The sequence below is a fragment of the Pseudomonas corni genome, from assembly GCF_057128765.1.
The window spans coordinates 53,728-66,212 of record NZ_JBSKHW010000024.1; the positions used below are offsets into that span (position 1 = coordinate 53,728).

11 protein-coding genes and 1 pseudogene are annotated in these 12,485 nt (G+C 59.1%); 8 read left to right on the forward strand and 4 right to left on the reverse strand.

What is annotated here, in order from left to right; translation table 11 throughout:
- Positions 1-426: 426 nt before the first annotated feature.
- The gene (gene sodC / locus ACWKV9_RS26980; protein ID WP_483839162.1) at positions 427-945 is read left to right on the forward strand and encodes a superoxide dismutase [Cu-Zn] SodC; all 519 of its coding nucleotides are present in this window, start codon (positions 427-429) and stop codon (positions 943-945) included.
- 87 nt (positions 946-1,032) lie between these two features.
- Here sodC and ACWKV9_RS26985 read toward each other — a convergent pair whose 3' ends face one another.
- Positions 1,033-1,821 carry an SDR family oxidoreductase gene (locus ACWKV9_RS26985; RefSeq protein WP_483839163.1) on the reverse strand — a complete coding sequence of 263 codons (789 nt, stop codon included), beginning with the start codon at positions 1,819-1,821 and terminating at the stop codon, positions 1,033-1,035.
- Between the two features lie 42 nt (positions 1,822-1,863).
- Positions 1,864-2,394: a sterol desaturase family protein gene (locus ACWKV9_RS26990; RefSeq protein WP_483839170.1), complete on the reverse strand. Its 531-nt coding sequence runs from the start codon at positions 2,392-2,394 to the stop codon at positions 1,864-1,866.
- Between the two features lie 385 nt (positions 2,395-2,779).
- On the opposite strand from ACWKV9_RS26990, the gene ppnN reads away from it, so the two are divergent.
- The 4 genes from ppnN (at position 2,780) to ACWKV9_RS27010 (ending at position 6,026) form a co-directional block, all read left to right on the forward strand.
- On the forward strand, positions 2,780-4,153 hold the full coding sequence (gene ppnN / locus ACWKV9_RS26995) for a nucleotide 5'-monophosphate nucleosidase PpnN (RefSeq protein WP_483839164.1): 1,374 nt from the start codon (positions 2,780-2,782) through the stop codon (positions 4,151-4,153).
- Positions 4,154-4,282: 129 nt separating this feature from the next.
- Complete coding sequence (locus ACWKV9_RS27000) at positions 4,283-4,873, forward strand: N-acetyltransferase family protein (protein WP_483839165.1); 591 nt, start codon at positions 4,283-4,285, stop codon at positions 4,871-4,873.
- 156 nt (positions 4,874-5,029) lie between these two features.
- Positions 5,030-5,476 carry a CBS domain-containing protein gene (locus ACWKV9_RS27005; protein ID WP_483839166.1) on the forward strand — a complete coding sequence of 149 codons (447 nt, stop codon included), beginning with the start codon at positions 5,030-5,032 and terminating at the stop codon, positions 5,474-5,476.
- A gap of 22 nt (positions 5,477-5,498) precedes the next feature.
- Positions 5,499-6,026, forward strand: a complete 528-nt coding sequence (locus ACWKV9_RS27010) for an N-acetyltransferase family protein (protein WP_483839167.1) — start codon at positions 5,499-5,501, stop codon at positions 6,024-6,026.
- 44 nt (positions 6,027-6,070) lie between these two features.
- Here the strand turns inward: ACWKV9_RS27010 and ACWKV9_RS27015 are convergent, their stop codons facing one another.
- Both ACWKV9_RS27015 and ACWKV9_RS27020 read right to left on the reverse strand, forming a co-directional pair.
- A complete protein-coding gene (locus ACWKV9_RS27015; RefSeq protein WP_483839171.1) occupies positions 6,071-6,916 on the reverse strand; it encodes a methyl-accepting chemotaxis protein in 846 nt (281 codons plus the stop codon).
- A gap of 27 nt (positions 6,917-6,943) precedes the next feature.
- A pseudogene (locus tag ACWKV9_RS27020) lies at positions 6,944-8,065 on the reverse strand (cache domain-containing protein); the annotation flags it as partial.
- Positions 8,066-8,648: 583 nt separating this feature from the next.
- Here ACWKV9_RS27020 and mltA point away from each other — a divergent pair.
- From mltA to ACWKV9_RS27035, 3 genes are all read left to right on the forward strand, one after another.
- Positions 8,649-9,812, forward strand: coding sequence for a murein transglycosylase A (mltA, locus tag ACWKV9_RS27025; protein ID WP_483839172.1), 1,164 nt, complete (start codon positions 8,649-8,651; stop codon positions 9,810-9,812).
- A gap of 33 nt (positions 9,813-9,845) precedes the next feature.
- Positions 9,846-10,424, forward strand: coding sequence for a GNAT family N-acetyltransferase (locus tag ACWKV9_RS27030; protein WP_483839173.1), 579 nt, complete (start codon positions 9,846-9,848; stop codon positions 10,422-10,424).
- 418 nt (positions 10,425-10,842) lie between these two features.
- Positions 10,843-12,168, forward strand: a complete 1,326-nt coding sequence (locus tag ACWKV9_RS27035) for an OprD family porin (protein WP_483839168.1) — start codon at positions 10,843-10,845, stop codon at positions 12,166-12,168.
- Positions 12,169-12,485 lie beyond the last annotated feature (317 nt).

Sequence of the window (12,485 nt, forward strand, 5' to 3'; positions counted from 1 at the left end):
CAACAAGTTGGCTCCTACAGATCAGCACCTCATGCCCACTGTAGGAGCGAACTTGTTCGCGAGGCGGCAGAACTGACACACCGCAAAACCCAGCTCCCCAAAAAGTTGGCTCCTACAGAAGAGCAGCGCATGTCTCTGTAGGAGCGAACTTGTTCGCGAGGCGGCAGAACCGACCCACCGCAAAACCCGCTCGCCAACAAGTTGGCTCCTACAGAAAAGCAGCGCATGTCTCTGTAGGAGCGAACTTGTTCGCGAGGCGGCAGAACTGACACACCGCGCTACGCCTCTCGCCAACTCTCGCCAACAAGTTGGGTCCTCCAGGGACGGGGTGAGCAACATTCAGAAATGACGCTCGGTCTTGAGAAATGAACGTTAGTCACCGCGCTTCGGTCACTAACTCATCCAGACACAACCCCTGAGGCAACTATGAAACGCTATCTGTGGCTCGGCCTGCTAAGCACCCTCTCCTTCGGCGCACACGCGGCGTCTGTTGACGTCCCCGTTAATCTGGTCAGCGCCGACGGCGCGCCCAAGGCTATCGGTGAGATCACTGTCAGCGAAACAGCCTACGGCCTTCTGTTCACCCCCAATCTCAAATCCCTGCCCGCTGGCATCCACGGCTTCCACGTTCATGAGAACGGCAGCTGTGACGCAGGTACCAAAGACGGGGTGAAAGTCGCCGCGCTGGCCGCCGGTGGCCACTTCGACCCTGCGAAAACCGGCAAGCACCTGGGCCCTTACGCAGATGGTCACTTGGGCGATCTGCCGGCGGTTTACGTCACCGCTGACGGCATGGCCACTTATCCGGTGCTGGCCCCGCGCTTGAAAACATTGGCTGAAATCAAAGGCCACGCGCTGATGATTCATGTCGGCGGCGATAACCACTCTGATATGCCCAAGCCACTGGGTGGTGGCGGTGATCGTATGGCGTGTGGGGTTATCTGACAGGCTTCAGCTGCAAGCTGCAAGCTGCAAGCTGCAAGAACGAGAATGGCGCCATTGGGCGCCATCTTCGTTTTCAGAGTGGGTTATTTAAAACGTGCCGGGGTAGCCGCCGCCATCGAGCAGCACGTTCTGGCCGACGAAAAAGCCGGCATGGGCGCTGCACATGAATGCGCAAAACGCGCCGAACTCGTCAGCACTGCCAAAGCGCTGCGCCGGGACAGCCTTTTGCCGTTGCTCAATAACGCTGTCCAACGACTTACCGCTCTTCTCCGCAGCCAGGCTGATGTTCTTCTGCAGTCGTTCGGTATCGAATGGTCCCGGCAGCAGGTTGTTAACAGTGACGTTGTTGCCCGCCAGTTTCGGCTGACGAGCAAGACCTGCGATAAATCCGGTAAGGCCGCTGCGTGCTCCGTTGGACAAGCCCAGCACATCGATCGGTGCTTTGACGGCGCCGGAAGTGATGTTAACGATCCGCCCAAATCCTCGCTCTGCCATGCCATCGACGCAGGCCTTGATCAGCTCGATCGGGGTCAGCATGTTGGCGTCCAGCGCCTTGATCCAGTCCTCGCGCTGCCAGTCGCGGAAATCCCCTGGCGGTGGTCCACCGGCGTTGTTCACCAGAATATCGACCTGCGGACAGGCCGCCAGCACTCGCTCGCGCACCTCAGGCTGGCTGATATCCCCCGCCACCGTGCGCACCTCGATGCCCGGCGCCAAGGTCCGCAATTGCGTGGCGGCCTGCTCAAGCGCCTCTTCGCCGCGAGCATTGATTACCAGATTCACACCTTCGCTGGCCAAGGCTTTCGCGCAGCCCAGGCCAAGTCCCTTGCTGGCCGCGCAGACAACCGCCCAACGTCCTGAAATTCCGAAATCCATGACATAACTCCTGTGAGTGCAAGGTGAATGGCCGCAGGACCGTCAAGCGCGGCTGCTGCGGTCGGCGTCCAGTTGCAGACCGGCGATACCCTCATCTTCCTGCTCAACAGGACGATGACGCGTGTCGCGCAGTTGCTGTTTGAGCGTCGCGGTGGGCGGCGCGTAGAGAAATCCAAACGAGACACTGTTTTGCCGACCTTTGACCGCGTGATGCATCAAATGCGCGTGGTAAAGGCGCCGCAGATAGCGATTACGCGGTTTGGGCCGGATTGGCCAGTGACGATGGACGATGCCGTCATGGACCACAACGTAAATAAGCCCGAATGCTGCCACCCCGCTGCCCACCCATTGCAGCGGGTCATGGCCGTTCATGCCGAGTACGATCAAGCTGATCGCGACGGCGGCAAGCACCACCAGGTATACGTCGTTGGTTTCCAGCGCGCCGAGCTGTTCTTCATGATGGGAGCGATGCAGCCACCAGCCCCAGCCGTGCATGACGTACTTGTGTGCCAGATAGCCAACGCCCTCCATAGCAACCAGGGTGGCGATAAAAACGGCGAAATTGAACATCATCGGATAACAGTCACTCATAAACGTCCGGGACGACTCGCTTGACCGCGCCACATTAACGCCTTGCGGGCGACGGTTCCAGTGAAGAGACCGTGTCCGGTTTCCCTCACCCACGACCGCAGAGGGAACACCTGCTTGTAGGAGCGCGCTTGCCCGCGATGGCGTTGAGTCAAACGACGCTTGCGTAACAGGCACACCGCCATCGCGGGCAAGCGCGCTCCTAGAGGTGAGGTTGGAGGCATCAGCTGAAGTCTTTTCCAACGCGGGGTTTGCTTTCCCCACCAAACGCCGTAGAAAATGCCAGTCATGCGTGAGGGCCGCGAGCACTCACTGTTTCACCGCCACCCGCCACTGCCGGCCAGGTGGTATTGCTTTCAGGGAATTTAGAATGGCTTCAAGACACGTAATCAATGCATCGGTCAGCCCAAAAGGCAGCCTCGAAACACTGTCCCAACGAGAAGTACACCAACTGAGCGAGGCCGGTTCGGGCAGCATCTACAGCCTGTTCCGCCAGTGCGCGCTGGCCATCCTCAACACCGGCGCCCATGTCGATAACGCCAAGACCATCCTTGAGGCGTACGCGGACTTTGAAGTGCGCATCCACCAGCAGGATCGCGGCGTGCGCCTCGAACTGCTCAACGCCCCGGCTGACGCGTTCGTTGACGGCGAAATGATCGCCAGCACCCGGGAGATGCTGTTCAGCGCCCTGCGCGACATCGTCTACACCGAAAGCGAGCTGGACAGCCAGCGCATCGACCTGAGCACCTCCCAAGGCATCACCGACTACGTCTTTCATCTTTTGCGCAACGCCCGCACCCTGCGCGCCGGTGTCGAGCCGAAAATGGTGGTCTGCTGGGGCGGTCACTCGATCAACACCGAAGAATACAAATACACCAAGAAAGTCGGCCACGAACTGGGCCTGCGCAAGCTGGACATCTGCACCGGCTGCGGCCCCGGCGTGATGAAGGGCCCGATGAAGGGCGCGACCATTGCCCACGCCAAACAGCGGATCAACGGCGGCCGTTACCTGGGTCTGACGGAACCGGGCATCATCGCTGCCGAAGCGCCTAACCCGATCGTCAATGAGCTGGTGATCCTGCCGGACATCGAAAAGCGTCTGGAAGCCTTCGTGCGCGTCGGCCACGGCATCATCATTTTTCCGGGCGGCGCAGGCACTGCGGAAGAATTTCTGTACCTGCTGGGCATCCTGATGCACCCGGACAACCAGGGGTTGCCGTTCCCGGTGATCCTCACGGGCCCGAAAAGCACCGCGCCGTATCTGCAGCAGCTGCACGCCTTCGTTGGCGCAACGTTGGGCGAAGAAGCCCAGCGTCATTACGAAATCATCATCGACGACCCGGCCCAGGTGGCGCGGCAGATGACCGAGGGTTTGAAAGCCGTGCGCCAGTTCCGCCGCGAGCGCAACGACGCGTTCCACTTCAACTGGCTGCTGAAGATCGAAGAAGGCTTCCAACGCCCATTCGATCCGACCCACGCCAACATGGCTGCCCTGCAATTGCGCCGTGACCTGCCGCCCCACGAACTGGCCGCCAATCTGCGTCGCGCGTTCTCCGGGATCGTTGCCGGTAACGTCAAGGACAAGGGCATCCGCCTGATCGAAGAGCACGGCCCGTATGAAATCCACGGCGATGCCGCTGTGATGCAGCCGCTGGATAAACTGCTGCAAGCGTTCGTCGAACAGCACCGGATGAAACTGCCCGGCGGCGCGGCGTACGAGCCTTGTTATCGGGTGGTTTCGTAAAGCAGCCCCCTCATCTGTAGGAGCGCGCTTGCCCGCGAAGACGGTTTGCCTGTCGACATCAATGTCGCCGACAGATCGCCATCGCGGGCAAGCGCGCTCCTACAGTGTTACCTCTTAGCCGGATTACCCATGATCACCATCCGCCCCATGACCCTTGATGATTTCGAGGCATTCTGGCCGACTTTCCAGGCCGTGGTCTTAGCGCAGGAAACCTACGCCTACGATCCCGATCTGACCCGCGATCAAGCGCAGCATCTGTGGCTGGAGTACCCGCTGCGCACCTTGATCGCCGAAGAAGACGGCGTGTTGCTTGGCAGTTACTACCTCAAGGCCAACGCCGCCGGGCCCGGCAGCCATGTCAGCAATTGCGGCTACATGGTCACACCGGCAGCACGCGGACGCGGCGTTGCCCGACTGATGTGCGAGCACTCGCAACAACTGGCACTGGACGAAGGGTTTGAGGCCATGCAGTTCAACTCAGTGGTCGCCACCAACGAAGTGGCCATCGCCCTGTGGCAAAAGCTTGGCTTTGACGTAGTCGGTCGCCTGCCCCGCGCCTATCGACACGCAAAACTCGGTTTGGTGGATTGCCTGGTGATGTACAAATGGCTGGGGCAAGAACCGTCATCGCGCAAGGCCAAAAGCCCTTTGCTGATTGGCCGCAAGAATATTGAGTCGGTGGTTTCACGACCGCGTCGCACCGGTCGCAAGCCGATTTAACCCGCAACAGATAAGCGCCGGTGGACACTCTGGCGCTTTTGATTCACCCGAACGCCGCTTTCACACTTGCCGGATTGCCATCTCTCTACGATTCTCTATGCACGGCCTGACCTGCGTACGAGGCCGCCCTGACGAATAAGCGCCGGAGAGGCCACCATGAAGACCGTAGCCGAACTACTCAAGCTCAAAGCCCATCACCACGGGGAAGTGCACACCGTATCGCCCGAGCACATGGTCATCGACGCCCTCAAGCTCATGGCTGACAAAAACATAGGTGCGGTGCCGGTGATCAGCGAAGGCCGGGTGGTTGGCATCCTCAGTGAACGCGACTACGCCCGCAAGCTGGTGCTCAAGGGCTTGTCGTCCATCGGCACGCCAGTTCGCGACATCATGACCCGCGAAGTGCGCACGGTTGATACTCAACACACCCTCGACACCTGCATGAGCATCATGACCGACATGCGCCTGCGTCACTTGCCCGTGGTCGACGAAGGCAAACTGATCGGCCTGCTGTCCATCGGCGACCTGGTCAAAGAAGCCATCGCCGAACAGGCCGAGCTGATCAAGACCATGGAGCAGTACATACGCGGGGAGATTTCGTGATCGCAGTTGTCGGTAATTGGCAATGAATACTGCGCTGTCCTATCGACTGGCAACCGCAGACGACGCTTTGTGTATCGGCGCGTTGGGTACGCAAGTGTGGCTCGACACATACGCCACAGAAGGCATTCGCCCTGCTCTGGCCCAAGAGGTGCTAGACCATTTTGCGCCTGCGGCGATCAACGCCACCCTTACCCATCCAGACGTGTCGGTGATCGTGGCCGAGCGTGCGGGGCACCTTGTGGGTTTTGCGCAGATTCGCAACGGCGTCGATAACCCCAAAATTCCCGGTGATAGCAGCGCCGAACTGGAGCGTCTATACGTGCAGGAGCGCTTTGCCGGAAAAGGCATCGGCAGTCAATTGCTCGCATGCTCGGAGGAGCTGGTGCGCGAACTGGGTGCATCTGCCTTGTGGCTCACGGTCTGGGTGGGCAATGCCCGCGCGTTGGCGTTTTATCCACGCCAAAATTATGAAGATGCTGGCGTCTCGTCCTATTGCTTCAACAACGAAACCCATGAAAACCGTCTGTTCCTCAAACGCCTTGCCCGCTGACATACGGGCAAGGCGCATTGCTAGTCATGAGCAAACGGCGCCAATCAGCTCACCTTGAACCGATTGATCATCGCCACCAGCCGTTCGTTGGACACCATCAGCGCTTCGACGCTGGTGTCGGTCTGCTGGCCGCAACCGACCAGTTCACCGACCATGTGCCGGATCGCGACCATGTTCTGATTGATCTCTTCGGTGACCGCGCTTTGTTGCTCGGCGGCGGTGGCGATGTGGGCGCTGAGGTCGTGGATGCGCAGCACCGAGCTGGCCATGCCGTCCAGGCCCTCGTTGACCCTTGAGGTGCGGTCGGCGGTTGACTGGCAGCTGACTTTGGTCTTCTCCATGGCACCGACTGCCGTGCTGACGCCCTGCTCCAGACGGCTGAGCATTTCGTTGATTTCCGAGGTGCTTTGCTGGGTCCGACCCGCCAATGCGCGGACTTCGTCGGCGACGACGGCAAAGCCTCTGCCCTGTTCACCGGCACGGGCCGCTTCGATGGCGGCGTTAAGCGCCAACAGGTTGGTCTGTTGCGCGATCCCGCCGATCACGCCCAGCACATCGGTGATGCGTTTGGCATCGACCTGCATCTCCTGAACGTATTGGGTCGCGTCTTCTACCTCGGCGACCAACGCCAATACGCTGACCGAAGCCTGCTCCACGGTGTCGCGGGAGCGCTGCGCGGCGTCGTTGGCGGACTGGGTGAAACCGGCGGTTTCATTGGCGCTCTGGGCGACGCTGTCGGCGGTGGCGCTCATTTCGTTGATGGCGGTGACGGCCTGATCGGTTTCCGACGCATGTCGATTGAGGATCTGATTGATGTTGCGCGACTGATCCTGCAATTGGCCCAGCCCCAGGGAAATCTGCTCGGTGCCAGCCCGCACGTCGACGATCATGCTCTGCTGGTAGGCGATGAAACGGTTGACCGACTGGCCAACGGCGTCGAGTTCGTCCTCGCCGTGGATCGGAATCCGCTTGGTCAAGTCGGCATCGCCCGAAGACAGCGAATCGATGTTGGTGCGCAATACTGTCAGGCGCCCCATCAACCGGTGGAAGGCAAAACCCAGGATGGCCATCAACAGCAGCACCAGCGGAATCTGCAGCATGCCCAGGGTTTTTAGTACCTCGTCGCTGCGCGCGGTGAGCATCGAGGTCGGCAGCGAGGTGGCGATCATCCACGGGGTGCCGACTACCGGACGCAGGAAAAAGGTCAGGTCGCCCAGCGCCGGATCTTCGTACTCGCGGGTATAAACCGCCTCGCCGGACACTCGGCTCAGGCCGTCCTGAATCTCTTTGGCGAAGATCGACTGACTGCTGAAACCCGAGATGTTCTTGAGGATGATTTCGCCGGGAATGCGGCTCTGGTTGGTGAGAATCTTGCCGTCGCGCTCGACGATCATGACCTGACCGTTGATGTCCTTCTCTTTCTCCTGAATCAGGCCGTTGAAGAAGCCCAGCGTGACGTCGATGGTCGACACGCCGTACAACGCGCCGTCCTTGTAGATGCCCATGGCGCAGTTGGTGCGCGGCTGCGGGCTAGCTTCATCTTGATAGGCTGCGGCCCACGCGCATTTGCCTTTGGGCGCGTTCTGCCCGGCCTTGTGCCAGGGCTGCTCCCAGTAGTTGGGCGCAGGGTCAGAGTTCCAGTAGGTGCTGACCACCAACTGCCCGCTGCCGTCACGATGGAAGAAACTGCTGTGTTTGTTGCGCCCTGGGGTGCGCTTGTCCGGCATCGGCCATACGCCGCCCCCGAAGACTTTGGCGTCGCCATACTGATCGACCAGACCCGGCAGGACCTTATCAATGGCATCGCTATCGAGCAGCGGCACCGCTTGTGTGATGGCTCTGGACTGGGCTTCGACACGCGCCAGATCACTCAGAATGCGAGTGCCGATCTGATCGACCTTATCCAGCACCACCTGCTCTTCCGAGGCGCGAACCTTGGGCGTGACGAAGCGTTCGATGCCTTGTTCCGTGATCACCGCGATCGCGCCCATCAAGACCACAAAAATAACTGTGTAGCGCGCCTGCACCGTTTTAAACATCGCTTTCCCCAAGGTCCCGTGAATTGTTGTTTTGTATACCGTTTACGGGCTATCGACATAAAAATGCCGAGGTTTAAGCGAGCCGATGAAGGGTCGTCGTACCACCACTTGAACTCGGGTCCTGTTGGAAAAACTGACCGGCAAAATCCGCTGCACCTCAGATCCAGTGTGGGAGCGAACCTGTTCGCGAAGACGGTGTTTCAGGGGACAGATTTATAGCTGATGCACCGGCCTCTTTGCGGACAGGTCCGCTCCCACAGGGTTCGCCCCAAATCGGGATTCCGGCAGCGCCTCAACTCCACTGTAGGAGCGCGCTTGCCCGCGAAGACTGATTGCCAAGCGCCGGAACTGTAGTGGCTGTACACGCCTATATCGCGGGCAAGCGCGCTCCTACAGCACGTTTGGTGTTGTTGAGTTTTGAGTTCGACGCAAATCCTGTAGGAGCTGACCAGCAGCGCGAGGCTGCGAAGCGGTACATCTGATGGACCTCAACTACGAGCTGTCTTCGCTTCTTGATTTGACGTCACCGCGCTCTTTCACCAAGCTACCGGCCTCGATTTACTTTCAGGAACTGTCCTGCGTGATGAAGCCAAGCCTGCACTGGCGCCGATTCGTTTTTTGCGTCGCCCCGCTGATCGCCCTCCTCGCTGCCTGTGACGGCGGCGGACCAAAACCCAAACCGTCTGAAGTGACCACCTACGTCAGCGTGGAGTGGGACAAATTGCCCGCTGTCAGCGACGAGGACCTGCTCGCCGGTTACAGCAGCTGGTTCTCCGCGTGCAAGCGTCTGGCCAAGGACAAAGTCTGGGGCGCGACCTGCGCGGCGGCGGCGCAGGTTCCGCTTGATCCGCTGGCGGTTCGCGACTTCCTCAAAACCCAACTCCAGGTCTACAGCCTGCGCTCCTCTGAACACGGGGCAAACGGTCTGATCACCGGCTACTACGAGCCCATCTATAAAGGCAGCGAACAGCGTAACGACGAGCATCCGGTGCCGATCTATGGCGTGCCGGATGACCTGATCGTGGTCAATCTCGACAGCATCTATCCCGAACTCAAAGGCAAACGCCTGCGCGGACGCCTCGACGGCCGAATCCTGCGGCCTTACGACGACGCCGCGACCATCGGCGAGAAAGGCGTCAACGCCCCGGTACTGGCCTGGCTGAGCTATCCGATGGACCTGCAATTCCTGCAGATTCAGGGCTCGGGCCGGGTGCAGCTGGAAAACGGTCGCCAGTTGCGCATCGCCTACGCCGACCAGAACGGCCATCCGTACAAACCGATTGGCCGCTGGCTGGTGGAACAAGGCCAGTTGAAGAAAGACGAAGTGTCCATGGGCAAGATCAAGGCCTGGGCCGTGGCTAACCCGGACAAAGTGCCTGAACTGCTGGGCAGCAACCCCAGCTATGTGTTCTTCACTCTGCGTCCGGACAGTGACGAAGGCCCACGCGGCTCGCTCAATGTGCCGCTGACTGCCGGTTACAGCGTGGCGATTGACCGCAAAGTCATTCCGCTGGGCAGCCTGTTGTGGCTGTCGTCGTCCAGACCCGACGGCACGCCGCTCACCCGTCCGGTCGCCGCACAAGACACCGGCGGCGCAATTGCCGGTGAAGTGCGTGCCGACATGTTCTGGGGCACTGGCGATGCAGCAGGCGACCTGGCAGGCAACATGAAGCAGCAAGGGCAAATCTGGATGCTCTGGCCCAAAGGCACGCCATTGCCCAACGTCGAAAAACCCGCCACTCCCTGATCACTGAATGTTGTGAGCGCTGACACCGTGGACATCGAACAGATCGTGCTGAAAGGCAACACCGTCGAGCTGCACCCGCTTCAGGCCGAACATGCCGCACCACTGGTGCAGGCGGCGCAGGACGGGCAATTGTGGAACATGAAGGTCACGGTCATTCCGGGGCCTGACTCGATCCAGGCGTATATGGCCAAGGCACTGGAAGGCCGACAAGCGGGGACGGTGATGCCGTTTGCGATCGTTCAGCGCGAGACTGGCCTGGTGGTGGGCAGCACCCGTTTCTGGAAAATCGACCGCAGCAACCGCAAGCTGGAAATCGGCCACACCTGGCTCGGCCAGTCGGTCCAGCGTTCAGGTGTTAACACCGAAATGAAATACCTGCTGCTGAGCTATGCGTTCGAAACCATGAACTGCGTGCGCGTGCAATTCACCACTGACGAGCTGAACGAGAAATCCCGCGCGGCGATTCTGCGTATTGGTGCAACGCAGGAAGGTATCGTGCGCCACGAACGCATCATGCCCGACGGTCGCAGGCGCAACTCCGTACGTTTCAGCATCATCGACACCGAATGGCCCGAGGTCAAAGCGATGCTGTTGGCCAAAATGACTCGCTGAACCCTCCTCGCTCCAAGCCCAATCCCCATCAATTCGCGCAAAAAAAAACCGCCACTGAAGTCAGTGGCGGCAAGTATTTATCAGAGCAAATTGAGCGATGAGAGTCTCAATTAGCCACAACGCTATCACTGATATCTTCCTGAGCTTGGTTAAACATTTTTAACCAAACTAACGGCACTTTTTGACTTCTCTGGGACAGCTGACGTGATACAAAGACGGCACGCATGGACGGGGCTCAACTGCGGAAACACCTGAGCTCCGGCGCCCACATACAACATGCGACCGTGATACCGATATTGAATAAAGCTTTCGCTAAAACTGCCGTTTCGCGCCCGTAATACCGACGAACTCACTCATGCCGAACATCTCGGTGTGGGCTCTGTTTTGGGCGTCTAAAAAATCCAGGGGAATGAAAGAAATGAATGTAAAGCATTGGAGCGCCATTGCACTTGCCGTCTCGTCGGCAGTCACGCAAATGGCATTTGCCGAGACGGTTACTAATCAAGCCGATGCGAAAGGATTCATCGAAGACGCCAGCGCCACTGCACTGTTGCGCAACTATTACTTCAACCGCAACCGCCAGAGTGGCGGTGTCGATAACCGCGACTGGACCCAGGGCATTCAAACCAATTTCAGCTCTGGCTTCACTCAAGGCACTGTCGGGTTCGGCGTGGACGCTTATGCGAACGGCGGCCTGAAACTCGATGCCACGAACAAATACGGCGGCACCGGCAACTTGCCCCGTGATGACAACGGCGATCCCCAGGACAGCTACGGCTCGATCGGTGGCGACGTGAAAATGCGTATCTCCAAGACCATGCTCAAGTACGGCAATATGCAACCTACAGCCCCTGTCTTCGCCGTCGGCGGTAGCCGCTTGCTGCCGCAAACCGCTACCGGTTTCAACTTGAACAGCAGCGAATTCGAAGGCCTTGATCTGGAAGCCGGTCGTTACACCAGCGCCGACAGCGGTCTGACCAGCAACCATAGCCATGACATCTTCGCCACTTACGCCGGTGTTACTGCTGACAGCGCGACATTCGCTGGCGGTAAATATTCGATTACCCCTAACTGGACCGCGACACTTTATGGTTCGGAATTTGAAGATGTATGGCGCCAGTACTATGCCAACACTAACTACACACTTGCGCTGACTGACGACCAGTCGCTGAACTTTGATTTCAACTTGTACCGCACTCTTGACGAAGGCCAGGCCAAGGCTGGGTCAATCAATAACACCACGTATTCGGCCGCAGTGGCTTATTCGTTCCTGGCTGCGCACACCGTGACGTTGTCGTTCCAGAAAGTTGATGGCGATACTCCATTCGACTATCTGGGCACCGGCAATAACGGCGGCGGCGAAGGCGGTGATTCGATCTTCCTCAACAACTCGGTTCAGTGGTCTGACTTCAACGCCCCCAACGAGCGTTCTTTCGGCGTGCGCTACGACCTGAACATGGCCTCCTATGGCGTTCCCGGTCTGAGTTTCATGACCCGTTACCTGAACGGTTCCAACATCGATGGCACCAAGACGCCGACCAACAGCGCGTATGCGGGTCTGTATGGCGAAGACGGCAAGCACCACGAAATCGACGTCGAAGCCAAGTACGTAGTGCAGACCGGTCCGGCGAAGGATCTCTCATTCCGTATCCGTCAGGCGTTCCACAACGCTAACGCCGATCAGGGCGAAGGCGATCTGAGCGAATTCCGTCTGATCGTCGACTACCCGATTACCTTGATGTAATCAAAGACGTCTGTAGGAGCCAACTTGTTGGCAAGACGCGATTGGTAGTGGGTCAGCCAATACGCCTCGCGAACAAGTTCGCTCCTACAGAATGGCGACCCTTCGCGGTGTGTCACGCGGAACTGCCTCTGTAGGAGACAACTTGTTGGCGAGACAGGCGATGCGGTGTATCAGGCCAGACGCCTCGCGAACAAGTTCGCTCCTACAGAATGGCGAACCTTCGCGATGTGTCAGGCGTAGCTGCCTCTGTAGGAGACAACTTGTTGGCGAGACAGGCGATGCGGTGTATCAGGCCAGACGCCTCGCGAACAAGTTCG